This window comes from Velazquezella soli (assembly GCF_977018685.1).
The window spans coordinates 727,769-747,582 of the sequence record NZ_CDRNXF010000004.1 but is presented as its reverse complement, the minus strand read 5'-3'; the positions used below and the strand labels follow the sequence as shown (position 1 = coordinate 747,582).

The following is a 19,814-nucleotide window of genomic DNA, read 5'->3' as shown; positions in this document are numbered from 1 at the left end:
AGCGCGCGCAACTTGTGCGGCGAGCGCCATTCTCCGATCCTGTCATCCGAAGATCTGGTCGACCAGCGCATGCACCCGGCGGAACGCCGCCCTGGCGCCTTCTGCTGCCTCGAGTTCCTCTGCCTCGGTCAGCAGAAGCTCGTTATAGGCCGAAACGAAGTTGCGCCAGTGCAGGCCGCGGCCGTCCGTGTGGCCGGCCAGATGCCGCGCGCCGAAATCGTCCGACAACCCGAGCTTGGCCGCTTCCTTGCGCAGGAAGGCTGCGCCGAGATTGGAGCCTTCGGCGACATAGAGCCAGCCGAGCGCGGTCGCAGGGTTCAGGGGGCCGGTCGTTGATCCCAGCTGTTCCGGCACGCCGCCGAGATCCGCGATGTCGTGGCGAAGCGCTTCCAGCCGGCAACGCTCGGCAAGGCCGGGCAGCAGCCGGTTGAGTTCGGCGGCCGCGTAGAGCGGCGCGACATCGGCGTGGAACCGATGCTGCACGTCGAGAAACAAGGCATAGCGCTCGCGATTGGCGAATGGCTCCGCCTGCATGATCCGCTTGTCGAGCGTATCATGCGTGCCCGCTGTCTGCGCCTTGAGGCGCTGGATGCGAGTAGCGTCCGTCAGGCGGTCCAGTTCGATCTGCATATCTTGCCCCATTCACTCATGTTTCCGCATCAAGCAAACTGTGGAGTGGCTCGTCAAGCTCCGTCACGCCGGAACGTCGAAAACCTCACCTGCCCGCATCGGCCGGAATCGTTCACGCGCAATACCACGACTGTCGAGCGCCGCAAACAGCGCCTCGACCGGCTGGTCGATGCCCTCGTCCGTCAGCTTGACCGTGCCCCAGTGATGCCCGGCAACAAAGGAGGCTCCGCAAAGCTGCATCCCTTCGACGGCTTCCTGCGGATCCTGATGCTGCGCCTTCATGAACCAGCGCGGCTCATAGGCGCCGAACGGCAGGTTCGCGAGGCGGAAAGGACCATGCTTACTGCCCGCGGCGCGATAGTTGACGCCCTCGTGAAATCCGGTATCGCCCACATGATAGACCTTGCCGGCCGGCGTTTCAAACACGAAGGCCGCCCACAATGCCTTGCGCCGGTCGCCGAGACCCCGCGCCGACCAGTGATGGCAGGGCTCGCAGTGAAACACGACGCCGGGCGCGACAGTCTCGCTGCCGCCCCAGTCCATGACCGTGATCTTCGCATCCGGAACCTTCGAGCGGATGATCGCATCATTGCCGAGCGGCGTGATGAAATGCGGCTTGTCGCGGCCCTCAAGCACCCACAGCGTCTCGAGATCCAAGTGGTCGTAGTGATTGTGGGTGACGAGCACGATATCAATCGGCGGCAGATCACCGATGCGGATACCCGGCGGATTGACCCGCTTGGGCCCGGCGAAGGAGACCGGACTGGCACGCTCCGACCAGACCGGATCGGTCAGAATATTGACGCCGGCAACCTGGATCAGCAGCGACGCATGGCCGACCATGGTGACGACAAGACGATTGCCGGTCACGCGCGTCTCCGGCACGGCCTGCGGAAACGGGCTGGCAAACGTGTCCGGCCAGGGAATATTGCCGTTGCCGAACTTCCAGCGCAGGAGGTCGAACGTTCCACGCGGCTCCTCTCCGCCGGGATTGAAGAAATGCGTTCCGTCGAAGTGATCGGACACCGGCCCGGAATAATAGCTGTTGGCTGCCATGGCACCTCGTGCGGTCAACCCGCCGGCAAGGGCCACCACTGCGCCGATCCCGGACCATTTGAGAAAATTGCGACGTTTCATGAGGTCTGTTCGATCACCAGGGTTTGCAAGAGCTGCGCCATCAAGGCCACCTCTATCTAGGTTCGCATATATCCCCTATAGAATACGGCAATTCGCGCACGGGCGGAAGCTTGCGGCAACATCAGATCTCCGGCATCTCGTCAGCGGACGCCCTCGCCCGCGGCAAAACCCCGGCGCGCCTTGACTTCCACCCCCATTTCCTGTTTAAGCCCGGCAATCTGCTGACAAGTCCGAGAACTTGGAGCCGCCGACCGGGAGCCGAACTATTCGGAAACCCGGAGGTCAACACCCGACAGCGCGTGGCGCCCTCGGGTGCTATTTGGCTTTGCGTACTCCTTGGTGCCTTGTATTTGCCGGCGAAAGAACCGACGTTTTTGGGCACCCGGAAACGAAGAAGGAATACACGATGTTCGAAAACCTCCAGGACCGTCTTGGCTCCATTCTGAATGGACTGACCGGCCGTGGCGCATTGAGCGAAGCGGATGTGTCCGCCGCCCTGCGCGAGGTTCGCCGTGCGCTTCTGGAAGCCGACGTGGCGCTGGAAGTGGTGCGCGCCTTTACCGACAAGGTTCGTGAAAAGGCCGTCGGCGCCGAGGTTCTGAAGTCGATCAAGCCCGGCCAGATGGTCGTCAAGATCGTCCATGACGAACTGGTCAAAATGCTCGGGTCCGAAGGCGTCGGCATCAGCCTGCATGCCGCGGCCCCTGTTGTCATCATGATGGTCGGTCTGCAAGGTTCGGGTAAAACCACGACCACAGGCAAGATCGCCAAGCGGTTGACCGACCGCGAAAAGAAAAAGGTGCTGATGGCGTCGCTCGATACGCGACGTCCGGCAGCTCAGGAACAGTTGCGCCAGCTTGGCGCCCAGACCGGCGTCGATACGCTGCCGGTCATTGCCGGCCAGTCGCCGACCGATATCGCCGCGCGCGCCGTCCAGGCGGCCAAGCTCGGCGGCCATGACGTCGTCATTCTCGACACCGCCGGCCGCACGCATATCGACGAACCGCTGATGGCCGAAATGGCGGAAATCAAGCGGAAGTCCAATCCGCATGAAATCCTGCTGGTGGCCGATAGCCTGACCGGCCAGGACGCCGTCAACCTGGCGCGCAATTTCGACGAACGCGTCGGCATTACCGGCCTTGTTCTGACCCGCATGGATGGCGATGGCCGCGGCGGTGCAGCCCTTTCGATGCGTGCCGTCACCGGCAAGCCGATCAAGCTGATCGGTGTCGGCGAACGGATGAACGAACTCGAGGAGTTCCATCCCCGCCGTATCGCCGACCGTATTCTCGGCATGGGCGACATCGTTTCGCTGGTCGAAAAGGCAGCCGAAAACATCGATGCGGAAAAAGCCGCGGCGATGGCCAAGAAGATGCAGTCGGGCAAGTTCGACTTGAACGATCTCGCCGACCAGCTGCGCCAGATGAAATCGCTCGGCGGCATGGGCGGCATCATGGGAATGATGCCCGGCATGGCCGGGATGAAGGACAAGCTTGCCGCATCTGGCATGAGCGACAAGATGTTCGACCGCCAGATCGCCATCATCGGCTCGATGACGAAGGCCGAACGCGCCAACCCGGATATGCTGAAGCACTCCCGCAAGAAGCGCATCGCAGCCGGCTCCGGCACGGACGCATCCGAAATCAACAAACTGCTGAAAATGCACCGCCAGATGGCCGACATGATGAAAATGATGGGCGGCAAGGGCAAGGGCGGCATGATGAAGCAGATGATGGGCGGCCTTGCCGGCAAGATGGGTCTTGGTGGCATGGGTGGCGGAATGGGTGGAATGGGCGGCATGCCCGATCTTTCCAAGCTCGATCCCAAGCAGCTGGAAGCCCTGCAGAAGCAGGCTGAAGCTGCCGGCATGAAGCCTGGCTCCATGCCGGGTCTCGGCGGTGGAATGCCGGGTCTTGGCGGCGGAAAGTTCCCCGGCCTCGGCGGCTTCCCGGGTCTTCCCGGCCTGCCTGGCAAGAAGAAGTGAGGGGAGGACGCGATGGTTGACCCTGAGATCAAGGCAAAGCTTTCAAGCTACCGCCAGTCGATCGACAATATCGATGCGGCACTGGTGCATATGCTGGCGGAACGCTTTCGCTGCACCAAGGAAGTGGGCGTCCTCAAAGCCCAATACGATTTGCCGCCGGCAGACCCGGCGCGCGAGGAATACCAGATCGAACGCCTTCGCCGCCTGGCGGACGACGCTCATCTGGACCCGGATTTCGCCGAGAAGTTCCTGAACTTCGTCATCAAGGAAGTCATCCGGCATCATGAAGCCATCGCCGCCGAACACGGCGGTAAGGAAACAGCTTAAACCAATAACGACACGGCCCGCCGGGACGGCGGCCCAGACAAACCTAGGAGTGAATACAATGCCCTTGAAGATCCGTCTTGCCCGTGGTGGCTCGAAGAAGCGTCCTTACTACACGATCGTCGTCGCTGACGCCCGTTCGCCGCGTGACGGCCGCTTCCTGGAAAAGGTCGGTTCGTGGAACCCGATGCTTGCCAAGGACGACGCAAAGCGCGTTGAAGTCAACGTAGAGCGCGTTCAGCATTGGCTCGACAACGGCGCACAGCCGACCGACCGCGTTCTGCGCTTCCTGGCAGAAGCCGGCGTTGGCCAGCGCGATGCCAAGAGCAACCCGGAAAAGGCAAAGCCGGGCAAGAAGGCTCAGGAACGCACTGCCGAGCGCGCAAAGAAGATCGAAGACGCCAAGGCAGCTGCTGCCGCGGAATAAGATCTGCCTCTTCTCAATCAACGGGTGGTGCGGCAACGCACCGCCCGTTTTGCTGTTTTCATTCAGCCGAGACTGTTTTCATTTCACTGTGTTGCGCTTAAATGGGCGCGAAGAAACCGGAGCCTTCCCGCATGACCAAGCTCGAAAACCCAGTTCTGATGGCAACGATCGGCGCTGCCCAGGGCCTGCGGGGCGAGGTGCGGGTGAAATCCTTTACCGAGGATCCGATGGCGCTCGGCGACTACGGCAATCTTTACACCGCGGACGGCCGGGTCTTCGAGATCCTCGATATCCGCGAGGCGAAAACCGTCGTCATCGTCCGCTTCCGCGGCATCAACAGCCGCGAGGATGCAGAAGCGCTGAACGGCATCGAGCTGTTCGTCGACCGTGACAACCTGCCGGACGAGGAACTGGACGACGACGAATTCTATTACGCCGACCTCGAGGGCCTCGAAGCCGTCGACAAGGACGGCAAGAGCTTTGGCACTGTCAGCGCCGTGTTCGATTTCGGCGCCGGCGACCTTCTGGAGCTGAAAGGCCCCGGCCGCCGTCCGTCGCTCATTCCGTTTACCGAGGCAGCCGTTCTGGAGATCGATCTCGAAGGCGGCAAGATCCTGATCGACCCGGAAGCAGCAGGCCTGATCGAAAACCCCGACGAAGACGGCGCGAACTCGAATTTTCCGCGCAAGGACAAGTGACCGCGATGCCGTTTCGCGCCACGGTGCTCACCCTCTACCCGGAAATGTTTCCCGGCCATCTCGGCTTTTCCCTCTCCGGAAAAGCGATGGAACGCGGGCAGTGGTCGCTTGAGGCGATGCAGATCCGTGATTTCGCCGAGGACAAGCACCGCACCGTGGACGACACGCCGGCCGGCGGCGGCGCCGGCATGGTGCTAAGGGCGGATATTCTCGGCAAGGCGATCGATTCCCTCGCAAACGACAGCCGTCCCCGCCTGCTGATGAGCCCGCGCGGAAAGCCGCTCAGCCAGAAGCGGGTCCGCGAGCTTGGCAATGGCGAGGGCGTTGTCATCGTCTGCGGTCGTTTCGAAGGCGTCGACCAGCGGGTGATCGATGCACGTCAGCTCGAGGAAGTTTCGATCGGCGACTATATCCTTTCGGGCGGCGAGCCGGCCGCGCTGACGCTGCTCGACAGCGTTGTGCGCATCCTGCCGGGCGTGATGGGCAATGCGCTTTCCGGCACCCACGAAAGCTTCGAGCACGGCCTGCTCGAACATCCACACTATACGCGTCCACAGGTCTTCGAAGACCGGGAAATCCCCGCCATTCTGACCTCCGGCAATCATGCCGCGATCGAGAAATGGCGGCTGGAACAGTCGCTGCGGCTCACCCGCGAACGCCGCCCGGACCTGCTGAACGAGAGCTAGCCGGTCACGAAATAGTAGACGGTGAGGCCTGCGCCGACCGCCACCACGCACCAGCGCAGCACTGCCTGCGGAACGCGCCGTGCGAGCCACACGCCGCAATAGCCGCCAAGCGCGCCGGCCGGCATCATGATGATCGTTTCCGGCCAGGCAATCACGCCGCCGCCGACAAAGACGACGATCGCGACGCCGGCAATCAGCGCCGCCAGCATGTTCTTCAGCGCGTTGAGATGGTGATAGCTGCCGCCGGTCGTCATACCCAGCACCGCCAGCATCATGATCCCCATTCCGGCCCCGAAGAACCCACCATAGATCGATGTCAGGAACTGACCGATGACCGAAAGCGGCGAGTTGGCAGGGCGCTCGGACGAGGCTTTCGGCTTAAGCCATGGGCCTGCCGCAAACACGGCGGTCGCAGCGCCCAGGAGCCACGGCACGACCTGGCGAAACGCGTCATTGTCGAGCGCCAGCAGGATCAGCGCTCCCAAAATCGAGCCGATGACGGAGACGATTGCGAGCGCCAAAGCACTTCGCCAGTGGCTGGCAATCTCGCGGCGATAGGCAAGCGTCGAGGTGACATAGCCCGGAAACTGCACGATCGACGATGTTGCGTTGGCCGAGATCGGCGGCACGCCGGCAAGCGTCAAGGCGCCGAAGACGAGAAACGTTCCGCCGCCGGCAATCGCGTTGGCGGCGCCCGAGAAAAAGCCGGCCGCGGCCAGCAGCACCACCATGGTGATCGACATGAATCCTCCCGAATTCTTTTCGGTCAGCCTTTAGACCTGCTATAGAGAGGCAGCAAGCGGCGAAAACGCCACCGATCGCCACAAAATTGCGGCATGCCCGATGACAAGCGCATGCCTTTCGTGTAATGGCGCGAACGGAAATGGGAAAACTGTCCCGTCTGCCAGCAACAAAGAATGGCGAAACGCTCTGCCGCGAGGCAGATCCAGAGGCTTTGACCAACGGATCCTAAGAGCGCTCTGGCTGTTTCAGAAAAACCTGAGGTTTGACACATGAACATCATCCAGCAGCTTGAGGCCGAACAGGTCGCCAAGATCGAAGCCAAGCGCTCGCTTCCAGAATTTTCCCCGGGCGACACCGTCCGCGTCAACGTCCGCGTGACGGAAGGCACCCGTACCCGCGTACAGGCCTATGAAGGCGTTTGCATCGCCCGTTCCGGCGGCGGCATCAACGAAAGCTTCACCGTTCGCAAGATCTCCTACGGCGAAGGCGTCGAGCGCGTATTCCCGGTCTACTCGCCGCTCGTCGAAGGCGTCGAAATCGTTCGCCGCGGTCGCGTCCGTCGCGCCAAGCTGTACTACCTGCGCGATCGTCGCGGCAAGTCGGCTCGTATCGTCGAGAACACCGGCACGCGCGCACGCAAGCTGAACGAAGCCGAGCGCGCTGCAGTTGTCGAAGAAAAGGCACGCATCGAAGCTGAAAAGATCGCAGCAGCACAGGCTCTCGCCGCCGACAAGGCAGCAGCAGAAGCCGCTGAAGCGAAGGCTGCGGAAGAAGCAAAGGCTGCAGAAGCAGCATCTGCTGAATAAGATTTCCCTTATGGGATACGAAAAGGCGGCCGTTTGGCCGCCTTTTTTTGTTGCCTGCGATTGCCCTCGGGCATTGATATCGACCCCACTGCAGTTGCGTCTGCAAAGGCAAACCCAGCGATCTTCGTCTGAGGGAATGGTTGTGCTTGTCTTCCCGCAGAAATTGGTGAGATTTGGCTGAGATATTTCTCTTGAGGATCGCCCCGTGCTGAAAAGACGTTTTGTCATTGCCGCCCTCGCAGTTGCAAGCCTGGCACCGGTCTGCGCCTTCGCGCAAAACCTGCCGGACCTGAAGGGCCGGTCTGTTGTCGTGGTTACCGAAAACGCCTACCCACCCCTGCAGTTCGTCGATCCGAAGACGGGCGAGGCGATCGGCTGGGAGTATGATGCGATGAACGAGATCGCCAAGCGGCTGAATTTCAAGGTCGAGTACCAGAATGTCAGCTGGGACGCGATGATCCAGGCCGTGTCCGATGGACAGTACGACATCGGCATGACCGGCATCACCATCAAGGATGAACGCAAGGCACAGGTCGATTTCTCCGATCCCTACCTGCGCTCCGAACAGTTCATGCTGGTGCGTGGCGACGAAACCCGCTTTGCCGACGAAAAGGCCTTTGCGGCCGTGGACGGCGCTCTGATCGGCGCCCAGCCCGGCACCTCGCCGTTCTACACCGCCGTCTACAGCATCCTCGACGGCAACGAGCAGAACCCACGCATCAAGCTGTTCGAAACCTTTGGCGCAACTGTCCAGGCTCTGAAAGGTGGAGACGTCGATCTCGTGCTGACTGACAGCGTCGCGGCCAAAGGCTATGTCGACGCGTCAAACGGCGGGTTGAAGGTGATCGGCGGGCCGCTCGGAGCCGAAGATTTCGGCTTCATCTTCAAGAAGGGATCGGATCTCGCAGCCCCCGTCAACGCCGCGATCGCCGCGCTGAAAGCAGACGGCACGCTGGATGCCCTGAACAAGAAGTGGTTCCTCGACTACAAGATGGGCCAGTGACCACCAGGATGGCAGGCACCGCGGACAGGGTCGAAACCTGATGACCTTTCAGACCCTGCCGACATCGGGCGGCGATGGTGATCGTCCGTGGTGGCTAGCAGCCGTCGTCGTCATAGGCCTCGCGATCGCAGCCGTGATCGTCGTCAACGATCTCTATGCCCAGGTGTTTGCCACAGTCTCACGCGGCATCTGGGTGACGGTGTTCGTGACGGTCACCGCCTTCGTGCTTGCCACCGCTTTGGGCCTGGCGATTGCGCTTGCCGGTCTTTCCGATCGCCTTGCGCTGAGGCAGGCGGCGCGCTTCTATGTGGAAGTCGTGCGCGGCATCCCGATCCTGGTTCTTTTGTTCTACATTGCCTTTGCCGGCGCACCGGCGATCGTCGGTTTTTACAATGTCCTGATCACGCCATTGGTCGACGGCGGCTGGCTGGAGCCGATGCAGGTCCGCGATCTGTCGCTGATGTGGCGAGCGATCATTGCGCTGACGATCGGCTATTCGGCCTTTATCGCCGAGATCTTTCGCGCCGGTTTCCAGTCCATCGATCGCGGCCAGGTCGAAGCGGCCATGGCGCTCGGGCTGACGCGGGGTCAGCGCTTTCGCCTTGTCGTATTCCCGCAGGCGATACGGGTGATCTTCCCACCCCTCTCGAACGACTTCGTTGCCATGGTGAAGGACAGTTCTCTCGTTTCGGTTCTCGGCGTGGCCGATATCAGCCAGGCCGGCAAGATCTACGCCTCCGGCTCGTTCCGGTTTTTCGAGACCTATTCGATCGTCGCCTATATCTACCTGATCCTGACGATCGGCCTGTCGATTGCCTTGCGGCAAGTCGAAAAGAGGATGCGGGAACAGGGGATCAGAAAGGCAAGCCGTCTATAGAAGGCATCGCCCGCATTCGCCGCCGTCAGGATGACCTGAGGACGAACCTGTCGCGGCCGGAGGCCTTCGCCTCGTACAGCGCTTCATCCACGGCCTGCAACAGGCTGAGGCGATCCGACCCTGCATGCGGCGCAAGGGCAGCACCCACGCTCAGACGTGCATTGACGATATGCCTGCCCACGGCAAACGGGCTGCGGAACCGTTTCACGAGGCGTTCCGAAAGACCGGCCAGCGCATCGGCATTGGCAAGGTTCGGTACGAAGACGGCGAACTCGTCGCCACCCATCCTGACGGCAATTTCCTGGACACCGAGGCATTCGGTAATGCGTTGCGCCGCCTGCTTCAGCACTTCATCGCCAGCGGGATGGCCGAGCGTGTCGTTGATCGTCTTGAACCCGTCCATATCCATGTAGAGAACGCCGACCGTCTGCTGCGCCGAAAACGCATCGGCCAGCATGCCGTCGACGATCGAGACCAGCGCCGCGCGATTGTAGAACCCGGTCATCGGATCGGTGATTGCGGCCAGCCGCAGCTTTTCCTCGGCAAAACCCATCACATGATTTGCCTTCTGCAGCCGCAAAAGACCGCTCGCCACCTCGGCGAAATGCATGAGATTGGCGATCTCCCGGTCGCTGAATTCGCGCGGCTCGGTATCGAGAAGGCAGAAGGCACCAACGGGAAGACCCGGCTCCAGCGCGACCGGCGCACCGGCATAGGACCTGAAACCCGGCTCGCCCAGCACATAAGGAAGATCGCGCAGTTCCGGATGGCGGGCAAGATCGGGAACCACCACGACCTCGTTGTCGAACACGACACGGGAGCAGATCGAGATGTCGCGCGGGCATTCGCTCGTTCGAATGCCAACTTGGCAGGCCACCCGATGCCAATCGGCGTCGACGATGTTGACGGCCGCATAAGGCGTCGTGAACACATCCTTGGCAAGCTTCACAAGCGCCTCGAGCTCCGGCGTGGAGGGTCCGTCGGCGGAAATCAGGGCCCGCACAGAGAGCAGGCGTTCAGCCTCGTTGTCGGGAAGCTGGGCTGGCAAAGCCATTCTCGTCTCCTCTTTCAGGCCCGGGAGGCGCTGCAGACCGGCCCCCCATGAGGGGGTTCCTTTAGTAGCGTTCTCGCATGTACGTTTTCTGGAGGCAATTGCCGAGAATTCAAAAAACTGCTACACCCTTTGCCATGGGATCGAAATTCGGATGTCTCGCGAACCGCATGATCGTGCTGCAGGACCACAAGCGTCTGCCGTCACGCTTTTTTGCGCGCGTATCCGGCGCTCTATGCAGCCGACTTAGCTGACCGGGCAGACATGTCCGGCGCGGCCTAAGATGCCGCCTCTATTTCCCCACCCATTCTCAATCTTATTGGACCGCAGCCATGAGCGCACCTCGTACTTTGTATGACAAGATCTGGGACGACCACGTCGTCTCCCGCGATGAAAACGATACCTGTCTTCTCTATATCGACCGTCACCTGGTGCATGAGGTGACGAGCCCGCAGGCCTTCGAGGGCCTGCGCCTTGCCGGACGCAAGGTGCGCTCGCCGCAGCGCACGCTCGCCGTCGTCGATCACAACGTGCCGACCTCGCCTGACCGTCACCTCGGCATCAAGAACGAGGAAAGCCGCATCCAGGTCGAGGCGCTGGCCGAAAACGCCAGGGATTTCGGCGTCGAATACTTTTCCGAAAGCGATGTCCGCCAGGGTATCGTCCATATCGTCGGGCCGGAACAGGGTTTTACCCTGCCAGGCATGACGATCGTCTGCGGTGACAGCCATACCTCGACGCACGGCGCCTTCGGTTCGCTGGCGCACGGCATCGGCACGTCGGAAGTGGAGCATGTTCTCGCCACCCAGACGCTGCTGCAGACCAAGGCGAAGAACATGCTGGTCCGCGTCGACGGCAAACTGCCGGCGGGCGTCACGGCAAAGGACGTCATCCTGTCGATCATCGGCGAAATCGGCACCGCCGGCGGCACCGGACACGTCATCGAGTTTGCCGGCGAGGCGATCCGGTCGCTCTCCATGGAAGGCCGCATGACCGTCTGCAACATGACGATCGAAGGTGGCGCTCGTGCCGGCCTGATCGCTCCTGACGAGACGACGTTCGAGTATATCAAGGGCAAGCCGCGCGCGCCGAAGGGCACCGCCTGGGATATGGCCGTCGACTACTGGAAGACGCTGCACACGGACGAAGGCGCCCATTACGACAAGGTCGTGGTGCTGGACGCAGCCGCCCTGCCCCCGATCGTTTCCTGGGGCTCCTCGCCCGAGGACGTGACCACGATCGAAGGCACGGTGCCGGATCCGGACCAGATCAAGGACGAGAACAAGCGCACCTCCAAATGGCGCGCACTCGAGTATATGGGCCTGACGCCGGGCACGAAGATGACCGACATCACCATCGATCGCGTCTTCATCGGCTCCTGCACCAACGGACGCATCGAGGATCTGCGCGCTGCGGCAAAGATGGTCGAAGGCAAGACCGTGGCGCCCACTGTCTCGGCCATGGTCGTTCCGGGCTCCGGCCTCGTCAAGGAACAGGCGGAAGCCGAAGGTCTCGACCGGATCTTCAAGGCTGCCGGTTTCGATTGGCGCGAGCCTGGCTGCTCCATGTGCCTTGCCATGAACGACGACCGCCTGAACCCCTATGAACGCTGCGCTTCGACCTCGAACCGCAATTTCGAGGGCCGTCAGGGCTCCAAGGGCCGCACCCACCTGGTCTCACCGGCCATGGCAGCAGCTGCCGCCGTCGCCGGTCGCTTCGTGGATATCCGCGACTGGAAATAGGCTGAAGGCTCTTCATGCCAGACAAGCGAAGCCGCTGGATGTGAAAGCATCCGGCGGCTTTTTGCTGCGATGAGCAGCGCTCACAGCCGGTTCAGGAAAACACGTTTGACCTTTCGGGACGCGCCAATACGGTAGATTTTTAAGGAGATCGGTACGGCAATGCCTGTCTGCCCGCTCCGTCTTTTGCCGCGGGCCGGAAGGATCGCCAAGCAATGAGCCCGACCGTCATCGCGCTGGCGCTTACAGCCGCCGTCATGCATGCCAGCTGGAATGCATTCCTGCGCTCGGGCGCCGACAGGCTATGGTCGATCACCGTGATGGGCATCACGGGCATTCTCGCCGCTCTCCCGGTCATGCTGTGGTTTCCATGGCCGACGGCCGCAGGCCTCGGGTTTATCCTCGCCTCATCGATGCTGCAGGTGGCCTACAGCATCTTCCTCGTCTTCGCCTACCGGCTGGGCGACCTCGGACAGGTCTACCCGATCGTGCGCGGCTCCGTGCCGCTTCCGGTGTCACTCGGCGGCTTCCTGATGATGGGACAAACGCTCACCTCTTCCCAGATTCTCGGCGTCATCCTGGTAGCGGCTGGCATCATGAGCCTCTCGACCGGCAGCCAGCGCGCGCCGACCACGTCCATTTTGTGGGCGCTGCTGACCGGGCTAATCATCGCCACCTACGCGACGGTTGATTCCATCGGCGTACGCTATCTGGCCGATCCGGGTGCCTATGCCGCCTGGGTGCTGTTCACCTATGGCGTGCTTCTGATTGTCGCGTATACGCTGATGCGGGGCCGCTTGCGCCTGGACATCCGCGAGCGGGAAACCCGCAAGGCCCTGCTGGCCGGCATCTTCGTGCTGATCGCCTATGGCGTCGTCATCATCGCCTACTCCATGGGACCTGCCGGTCCCATCACCGCAATCCGCGAAACGAGCGTGGTCTTCGCGATGATCATCGGCAGGCTGTTCCTCGGCGAGACACTCACACCGAAGCGCATCGTGGCCGGGCTCATCGTGGCGGCCGGTGCGATTGCCATCGGCCGGTAGCCTATCCCAGCACCCTCACCCCAGCACCCGCACAAGCGTCCCCTTGCGCAGAAACGGCAGCAGCCGCTTCATGTCGCGCGGGTGAACCGCGACGCAGCCGGCGGTGGGCTTGTAACCCGGGCGGATCAGGTGGAAGAAGATGGCCGAGCCGCCGTGGCGCTTGCGCGAGGTGATGTTCCAGTCGAGCACGAGGCAGATATCGTAGAGTTCGTCTGCCCGTTGCATCTCCTCGTGAGAGGGTTTGAACGGGGCCTTCACCAGGCGGTTGTAGGCCGGGTGCTTCGGCTCGTCGCACCAGAGCATGTCGCGGCCGATGCGGCGAAGCGGAAGCCGCGTGGCCGGCACCGAAAGACGGTCGCCGCGGATGAAGCCGCTGATGATCCGCATCGCGGCAATCGGCGTTCCCCCGTCGCCTTCCCGCTTGAACGCCGTCGTCCCGGATCGCCCCAGCGCTGCCTGAACGGTGATCCCGCCGCATGTCACGATGGCACGCCGGCGGTCACGCGGCGCGGTACGAACCACGACGACGGGTCCGGTTTTGTTATCTTTCTCGAGAAAACGATGCATTTCACTCACAAGGTTTTGCTTTGAATATGATTTCGTTTGAATTCATAGCGGGTTGGGTTTTACATCGAAGATCCCTAGATACGTCTTACAAACGCAATAGGCGCTACGGAAGGCAAGAACTGCATGGCGAGAACGATACTGCTGGTCGATGACGACGATGATCTGCGCGAGACCCTTGTGGAGCAGCTCGGCTTCTACGACGAATTCTCGATCCTGCAGGAAGCCAATGCAACCAAGGCGGTCAATACCGCCAAGGCGACCCAGGTCGATCTGCTGATCATGGATGTCGGCTTGCCGGATATGGACGGCCGCGAGGCGGTCAAGGTTCTGCGCAAGAACGGCTTCAAGGCCCCGATCATCATGTTGACCGGCCACGACACCGATTCCGACACGATCCTCGGCCTCGAAGCCGGCGCCAACGATTATGTGACGAAGCCGTTCCGCTTTGCGGTTCTGCTTGCGCGTATCCGCGCCCAGCTTCGCCAGTACGAACAGAGCGAGGACGCCACGTTCACCGTCGGCCCCTACCTGTTCAAGCCGAGCCAGAAGCTTCTGACCACGGACGATGGCAAGAAGATCCGTCTGACCGAAAAGGAAGCGGCGATCATCCGCTATCTCTATCGCGCAGGGCTGAAGGTCGTCACACGCGATATTCTTCTGGAAGAAGTATGGGGCTATAATTCCGGCGTTACAACGCATACACTGGAAACCCATGTCTATCGTCTGAGACAGAAGATCGAGCGCGACCCCTCGAATGCTGAGATTCTGGTGACGGAAAACGGTGGATACAAGATCGTTCCTTAACCCCGAAGACCGCAAACCCGTAAAATGGCACTGTCCGACGATATCCGGCTTCTGTCGCAAGTGCCGCTTTTCAGGGAACTGGATGGCGACCAGCTGCGGCTGATTGCGTTCGGGGCGGAACGGCGCTCGACATCCGGCGGCCAGGAGCTGTTTCGCGAGCGTTCCCCCGCCGAATCCGCCTTCATCGTCTGCAAAGGCAGTTTCGACCTCTACTCGACCACCCGCGACGGCACCGTTCGTCTCGACAAGACGGTCGGGCCCGGCACGCTTCTATCCGAGCTCGCGCTGGTGACCATGGTCGAGCGCAAGTTCACGGCAATCGCGGCCGAAGATTCCGAAACGCTCAGGATCGGCCGATCCCTGTTCGAGCGCCTGCTGGAAGAATATCCCCAGGTCGGTCGTCTCATCGAAAACCGCATCCGCGACAACATCGTCAACCTCGCCAAGGCGGCGCTCGCTATGCAGCACCGGTTCCGCTGAGGCTTGGCTAAGACCTGCCTCCCTGACTGACTATTCCTCACACTAGACGCTTCTTTAACCACGAAACTGAAGCAATACCGCATGGCAATTTCCGCGTGTTATTTTGCGCGAAAAAGCTCAGGGGTGGTCATGCAGGGCAAAAAAAGCAGTGTCGGTAAAGCGGCAATCATTGTCGGAGCCCTCGCCGGAATAATTGCATCGCTTATTTCCTGGGAGGAGCTTCCAGCTCCAGCTGGTGAGTTCGCGTTCTGGGCAACCAAAATCTTCGCTGGTTTGGGCGGTGTCTATCTCTTGGGTTTGCTGATCTGGTCTTGGAAATCAAACCGTGAGATGAATCGTCTGATCGATCAACGCGCCCGGTTCCAATCGCGAATGACGCCGGAAAACCAAACCTATTTCAATGCTCTAAGCGACGATCCATCGGAACATAAGCACAGCCGATAGACGGCACCCGCCGCTTAGAACTTGAACACCGCCGTTACCGGAACGTGGTCCGATGGCTGGGTCCAGCCTCGGGCTTCCTTCAGCACCTCGATCCGGTCGAGAAACGGGCCAAGGTCCGGCGATGACCAGATATGATCGAGACGGCGACCCTTGTTGGCGGCTTCCCAGTCCTTGGCGCGGTAGCTCCACCAGGTGTAAATCTTTTCCGGCTCCGGCGTGTACTGGCGCATCAGATCGAGCCAGCCGCCCTTGGAGATGATCTCCTTCATGCCCTCAGTTTCGACCGGCGTGTGACTGACGATCTTCAGAAGCTGCTTGTGCGACCACACATCGTGCTCCAGCGGTGCGATATTCAGATCGCCGACGAGGATCGACGAAATGCCGGGCGTCGCATCGGCCTTCAAAACCTTCATCTCTTCGACAAAATCCAGCTTGTGGCCGAATTTCGGATTGATCGTCCGGTCCGGCTCGTCGCCTCCCGCAGGCACGTAGAAATTATGCACCCGGATGCGCCGGGTACCCGTCCCGAAAAGCGCCGAGATGTGCCGGGCATCGCCGACATTGCAGTAATTCTGGCGGTGATCTTCCGAGAGCGGGATCCGCGAGGCGATGGCGACGCCGTGATAGCCCTTCTGGCCGTGCACGATGATATGCGCGTAACCGAGGTCTCTCAGCGGCTGGTAGGGGAACTCAGGCTCCTGGCACTTGATCTCCTGCAGGCAGAGAATGTCCGGCTGGTTGCGGGTAATGAACTGCTGCACGATCGGCATGCGAAGCCGGACCGAGTTGATGTTCCAGGTGGTGATGGAGAATGTCATGCCTGCCCTCGCTGATGGGCATCACCTCTAGGCAATTTCGGATAGCAGTAAAAGCAAAAAGGGCCGCGTTTCCGCAGCCCTCCAAAAGCGATCCGTCTCGGCAGATGGGTCTTACTTCACCTGATCATAGGGAATGGTGAACACTCGCTCGTCCATCGCCACGCCGTTGCGGACGTTATAGACCATCACGGACGTATCCTTGTTCTGGGCGTCGGTGATCGTCCACTGGCGAAGATCGAAGGTCTTGGTGTCGAACATCATGGTGATGGTCGAATCGCCGAAGATCGATTTGTTGCCGAGCACGATCGTCGTGAGGTCGGTTTCTTCCCGCACGCTGCGCACGGTCGCGGAGGTGAGGTCGATACGCTCGGACAAAAGCAGGCTGAGCGGCGTCTTCGACAGGGGATAGATATCCCAGGTCTTGAGCTTGACGTTGCCCACCACCACGTTGCGGCCGTCGGCGATCACGCGCAGCGGCGATGGATCCTCGAAGTTGAAGCGCAGCTTGCCGGGACGCTCGATAAAGAACTTGCCGCCGGTCTGTTCGCCGCGTGGCCCGAACTGAACGAACTCGCCCATCATCGTCTTCACCGACGAGAAATGGTCGGCGATCCGCTGAGCCGAGGCACCGGCTGCGGCCTGCGCCAGAACGGGCTTTGCCGCTCCCGCAACCAGCAGCCCGGCAACACCGCCGGCAAGGCCGAGCGAGAACTGGCGACGGCCGAGCAGTCCGGTCATGCTTTTGGAAAGAGTGGTCTTTTGTTCTGTCATTCTGGTCTCCTTCCGTGTTTCTGTTGTGGAAACACGGCGTCTTGATGGCCGCTTGCGCCGGATCACGAACCCCTGAAGACCGCTTTACCGGCCTTACCGATCCAGCACATCCGCTTCGGTCGGCACGAGGATTTCGCGCTTGCCAGCGTGGTTGGCAGGACCGATCAGGCCCTCCTGCTCCATCCGCTCGATCAGCGATGCCGCGCGGTTGTAGCCGATGCCGAGACGGCGCTGGATGTAGGATGTGGAGGCCTTGCCGTCTTTGAGCACCACCGCCACTGCCTGGTCGTAAGGATCGTCCGAGTCCGAGAGGTTGGAAGTGCCGGCAGGTCCTGCGCCCTCGCCATCCTCGTCGTCATCAGCCGTGATAGCTTCGAGATATTGGGGCGACCCTTGAGTTTTCAAGTAGGCGACGATCTCTTCGACCTCGGTATCGGAGACGAAAGGCCCGTGGACACGCTGAATCCGACCGCCGCCCGCCATGTAGAGCATATCGCCCTGACCCAGCAGCTGTTCGGCACCCTGTTCGCCGAGAATGGTACGGCTGTCAATCTTCGACGTGACCTGGAAAGAGATACGGGTCGGGAAGTTGGCCTTGATCGTGCCGGTGATGACGTCGACCGAGGGGCGCTGCGTCGCCATGATCACATGGATGCCGGCCGCACGCGCCATCTGCGCCAGACGCTGGACAGCGCCTTCGATATCCTTGCCCGCTACCATCATCAGGTCGGCCATTTCGTCGATGATGACGACGATATAGGGGATCGGCTGCAGGTCGAACTCTTCCGTCTCGTAAACCGCCTCGCCGGTCTGGCGATCGAAACCAGTCTGGACGGTACGGGTCAGAACCTCGCCGCGCTCCATCGCCTGCTCGACGCGCGAGTTGAACCCGTCGATATTGCGCACGCCGATCTTCGACATTTTCTTGTAGCGCTCTTCCATCTCGCGGACGGTCCATTTGAGCGCAACGACAGCCTTTTTCGGATCGGTGACGACCGGAGACAGGAGATGCGGGATGCCGTCATAGACGGAAAGCTCGAGCATCTTGGGGTCGATCATGATCAGGCGGCACTTCTCCGGCGTGTAACGATAGAGAAGCGAGAGGATCATCGTGTTGATCGCGACGGATTTACCAGAACCGGTGGTACCGGCCACGAGAAGATGCGGCATCTTGGCGAGATCGGCGACAACAGGCTCGCCGCCGATCGTCTTGCCGAGTGCCATGGCAAGCTTTGCCTTGCTGGTTTCGAAATCCTTCGAGCCGATCATTTCGCGCAGATAGACGGTTTCGCGAATTCGGTTCGGCAGCTCGATCCCGATCGCGTTGCGGCCGGGAACGACCGCGACACGGGCGGCGATGGCGCTCATGGAGCGGGCGATATCGTCGGCAAGTCCGATCACGCGGGACGACTTGATGCCCGGCGCAGGTTCCAGTTCGTAGAGTGTCACGACAGGGCCCGGGCGGACGTGGATGATCTCGCCCTTGACGCCGAAATCCTCCAGCACGCCTTCCAGCATGCGGGCGTTCTGCTCCAGCGCGTCAGCCGACAGCGAAGCATCGCGGGCAATCGCCTTTGGTTCGGCAAGCAGGTGCACGGAGGGCAGTTGGAACCCTTCCGGCGAAATGAACGAGCCCTGCGCATCGCGACCGACGCGGGCGCTGGGCTTGGGAGGCGGTGCCGCCGGGACGACGCGCGGAGAGCCGTTGCCAGCAGATTTCGACCCGCGCGCGGCCGCGAAATCCTCATCGTGGTCGGCAAGGATCCCGGCCGGGCGACGTGGATTGTCTGCCGTATCGAGCGACGGATCATCGTCGTCATCCGCGTCATTGGAGGACATCGGCGGTGCAGATACGATCCGGCGTGGCGACAGGACCCGCTCCGGTGCGCCATCGAGCGACGGCTCCATCCGGCTTCTGCCACCGGCAGAGGCCTGCTTGGCACGAACCGGCTCGTTCAGGGTGCCGAATTCGTCGTCGTTGAAATCATAGGGCTGGTCGAAACCGACACGGGCGCGGGGCTTTGCCCCAGTCAACCGCCGCAGGCGCGCCTGAGCGATATACCAGTAATGGGCCAGTGCGCCGAACGCCAGGAAGCCCCCGAAGAGGCCATTGTCGTCGCCGTCATCGTCCTCATCCTGACGGTTGCGCGCGGAGACGGCAGCCACGGGCGCATCGTCGTCATCGCTTTCCGTCTCGACGGCCTCGCCGACAAAGCCGGACGCAAACAGCATCAGCCAGATGCAGGGAATGGTAAAGATGCAGCCGAGCACGATTGCGACCATGCCGGTCGGATAGGCGCCGACGAAGAGAGCCGGGAAGCGCAGGATCATGTCGCCAATGACGCCGCCGATGCCGTTCGGGATCGGCCAGGTCGCCGGCGCCGGAAAGCAGCCGAGCGTCGCCGAGGCGAGAAGCGTACCGCCGCCCCATGCTGCAAGCCGCGCCGGAATGCGATCGTAACGACGCCCGGAAATCAGAGCGAGTGCCAGGGCAAGGATCGGAAGCAGCGCAAAGATGCTGGCAAGCCCGAGGAACTGCATCATCAGGTCGGCGAAGGCTGCGCCCGAAAAGCCGAGGATATTGGCAGGCGGGTTGTCGGTGGCGTAGGAGAAACTCGGATCTGCGACATTCCACGTGGCAAGGGCTGCCACCGCCAGCGCCAGCAGCGTGAAAATGCCAAAGCCTGTCAGCGCGAGCGCCTGTCGCCAGACAAAGGCCGTGAGTACCAGGCGGGTGGATCGATTTGCCATAGCCGCCGAACTGCTTCTGCCCATCTT

21 protein-coding genes are annotated in these 19,814 nt (G+C 61.5%); 13 read left to right on the top strand and 8 right to left on the bottom strand.

Annotated features, from left to right (window positions below):
• Nucleotides 1-42: 42 nt before the first annotated feature.
• Entirely contained in the window at nt 43-630 is a 588-nt protein-coding gene (locus AC0JZ8_RS07160; RefSeq protein ID WP_471892154.1) for a biliverdin-producing heme oxygenase, read from the bottom strand.
• A gap of 63 nt (nt 631-693) precedes the next feature.
• Nucleotides 694-1,767 carry an MBL fold metallo-hydrolase gene (locus AC0JZ8_RS07155; protein ID WP_430255322.1) on the bottom strand — a complete coding sequence of 358 codons (1,074 nt, stop codon included), beginning with the start codon at nt 1,765-1,767 and terminating at the stop codon, nt 694-696.
• A gap of 406 nt (nt 1,768-2,173) precedes the next feature.
• On the opposite strand from AC0JZ8_RS07155, the gene ffh reads away from it, so the two are divergent.
• The 5 genes from ffh to trmD all read left to right on the top strand — a co-directional run bounded on the left by ffh (nt 2,174) and on the right by trmD (nt 5,886).
• Nucleotides 2,174-3,751, top strand: coding sequence for a signal recognition particle protein (ffh, locus tag AC0JZ8_RS07150; RefSeq protein ID WP_471892153.1), 1,578 nt, complete (start codon nt 2,174-2,176; stop codon nt 3,749-3,751).
• Between the two features lie 12 nt (nt 3,752-3,763).
• Nucleotides 3,764-4,078, top strand: a complete 315-nt coding sequence (locus tag AC0JZ8_RS07145; protein ID WP_062462309.1) for a chorismate mutase — start codon at nt 3,764-3,766, stop codon at nt 4,076-4,078.
• 58 nt (nt 4,079-4,136) lie between these two features.
• On the top strand, nt 4,137-4,502 hold the full coding sequence (gene rpsP, locus AC0JZ8_RS07140) for a 30S ribosomal protein S16 (protein WP_062462306.1): 366 nt from the start codon (nt 4,137-4,139) through the stop codon (nt 4,500-4,502).
• A 131-nt stretch (nt 4,503-4,633) separates the two neighbouring features.
• Entirely contained in the window at nt 4,634-5,200 is a 567-nt protein-coding gene (gene rimM / locus AC0JZ8_RS07135; RefSeq protein ID WP_325265485.1) for a ribosome maturation factor RimM, read from the top strand.
• A 5-nt stretch (nt 5,201-5,205) separates the two neighbouring features.
• Nucleotides 5,206-5,886 carry a tRNA (guanosine(37)-N1)-methyltransferase TrmD gene (gene trmD / locus AC0JZ8_RS07130; protein WP_471892152.1) on the top strand — a complete coding sequence of 227 codons (681 nt, stop codon included), beginning with the start codon at nt 5,206-5,208 and terminating at the stop codon, nt 5,884-5,886.
• On the opposite strand, the gene AC0JZ8_RS07125 is transcribed toward trmD, so the two are convergent.
• Nucleotides 5,883-6,629, bottom strand: coding sequence for a sulfite exporter TauE/SafE family protein (locus tag AC0JZ8_RS07125; RefSeq protein WP_062462303.1), 747 nt, complete (start codon nt 6,627-6,629; stop codon nt 5,883-5,885). The genes trmD and AC0JZ8_RS07125 overlap by 4 nt on opposite strands.
• 270 nt (nt 6,630-6,899) lie before the next feature.
• Between AC0JZ8_RS07125 and rplS the strand changes: the two genes are divergently transcribed.
• The 3 genes from rplS (at nt 6,900) to AC0JZ8_RS07110 (ending at nt 9,316) form a co-directional block, all read left to right on the top strand.
• Nucleotides 6,900-7,436: a 50S ribosomal protein L19 gene (gene rplS / locus AC0JZ8_RS07120; RefSeq protein ID WP_062462300.1), complete on the top strand. Its 537-nt coding sequence runs from the start codon at nt 6,900-6,902 to the stop codon at nt 7,434-7,436.
• 205 nt (nt 7,437-7,641) lie between these two features.
• A complete protein-coding gene (locus AC0JZ8_RS07115) occupies nt 7,642-8,439 on the top strand; it encodes a transporter substrate-binding domain-containing protein (RefSeq protein ID WP_471892151.1) in 798 nt (265 codons plus the stop codon).
• A 40-nt stretch (nt 8,440-8,479) separates the two neighbouring features.
• Complete coding sequence (locus AC0JZ8_RS07110; protein WP_471892150.1) at nt 8,480-9,316, top strand: amino acid ABC transporter permease; 837 nt, start codon at nt 8,480-8,482, stop codon at nt 9,314-9,316.
• A gap of 25 nt (nt 9,317-9,341) precedes the next feature.
• Here AC0JZ8_RS07110 and AC0JZ8_RS07105 read toward each other — a convergent pair whose 3' ends face one another.
• Nucleotides 9,342-10,370, bottom strand: a complete 1,029-nt coding sequence (locus tag AC0JZ8_RS07105; protein ID WP_092659257.1) for a sensor domain-containing diguanylate cyclase — start codon at nt 10,368-10,370, stop codon at nt 9,342-9,344.
• 329 nt (nt 10,371-10,699) lie between these two features.
• On the opposite strand from AC0JZ8_RS07105, the gene leuC reads away from it, so the two are divergent.
• Entirely contained in the window at nt 10,700-12,109 is a 1,410-nt protein-coding gene (leuC, locus tag AC0JZ8_RS07100) for a 3-isopropylmalate dehydratase large subunit (protein ID WP_471892149.1), read from the top strand.
• A gap of 212 nt (nt 12,110-12,321) precedes the next feature.
• Complete coding sequence (locus AC0JZ8_RS07095) at nt 12,322-13,152, top strand: EamA family transporter (protein ID WP_471892148.1); 831 nt, start codon at nt 12,322-12,324, stop codon at nt 13,150-13,152.
• A 15-nt stretch (nt 13,153-13,167) separates the two neighbouring features.
• Here AC0JZ8_RS07095 and AC0JZ8_RS07090 read toward each other — a convergent pair whose 3' ends face one another.
• On the bottom strand, nt 13,168-13,719 hold the full coding sequence (locus AC0JZ8_RS07090; protein WP_471892147.1) for a L,D-transpeptidase family protein: 552 nt from the start codon (nt 13,717-13,719) through the stop codon (nt 13,168-13,170).
• 123 nt (nt 13,720-13,842) lie between these two features.
• Here AC0JZ8_RS07090 and AC0JZ8_RS07085 point away from each other — a divergent pair, with 123 nt between their 5' ends.
• From AC0JZ8_RS07085 to AC0JZ8_RS07075, 3 genes are all read left to right on the top strand, one after another.
• Nucleotides 13,843-14,523: a response regulator transcription factor gene (locus tag AC0JZ8_RS07085; RefSeq protein ID WP_062462280.1), complete on the top strand. Its 681-nt coding sequence runs from the start codon at nt 13,843-13,845 to the stop codon at nt 14,521-14,523.
• A gap of 24 nt (nt 14,524-14,547) precedes the next feature.
• Nucleotides 14,548-15,003: a cyclic nucleotide-binding domain-containing protein gene (locus AC0JZ8_RS07080; RefSeq protein ID WP_192085657.1), complete on the top strand. Its 456-nt coding sequence runs from the start codon at nt 14,548-14,550 to the stop codon at nt 15,001-15,003.
• A gap of 81 nt (nt 15,004-15,084) precedes the next feature.
• On the top strand, nt 15,085-15,447 hold the full coding sequence (locus tag AC0JZ8_RS07075) for a hypothetical protein (protein ID WP_471892146.1): 363 nt from the start codon (nt 15,085-15,087) through the stop codon (nt 15,445-15,447).
• A 14-nt stretch (nt 15,448-15,461) separates the two neighbouring features.
• Here AC0JZ8_RS07075 and AC0JZ8_RS07070 read toward each other — a convergent pair whose 3' ends face one another.
• The 3 genes from AC0JZ8_RS07070 to AC0JZ8_RS07060 all read right to left on the bottom strand — a co-directional run bounded on the left by AC0JZ8_RS07070 (nt 15,462) and on the right by AC0JZ8_RS07060 (nt 19,811).
• Nucleotides 15,462-16,265, bottom strand: a complete 804-nt coding sequence (locus tag AC0JZ8_RS07070) for an exodeoxyribonuclease III (RefSeq protein WP_471892145.1) — start codon at nt 16,263-16,265, stop codon at nt 15,462-15,464.
• A gap of 111 nt (nt 16,266-16,376) precedes the next feature.
• A complete protein-coding gene (locus AC0JZ8_RS07065) occupies nt 16,377-17,036 on the bottom strand; it encodes an outer membrane lipoprotein carrier protein LolA (RefSeq protein ID WP_062581593.1) in 660 nt (219 codons plus the stop codon).
• A gap of 93 nt (nt 17,037-17,129) precedes the next feature.
• On the bottom strand, nt 17,130-19,811 hold the full coding sequence (locus AC0JZ8_RS07060; RefSeq protein WP_471892144.1) for an FtsK/SpoIIIE family DNA translocase: 2,682 nt from the start codon (nt 19,809-19,811) through the stop codon (nt 17,130-17,132).
• Between the last annotated feature and the right edge of the window lie 3 nt (nt 19,812-19,814).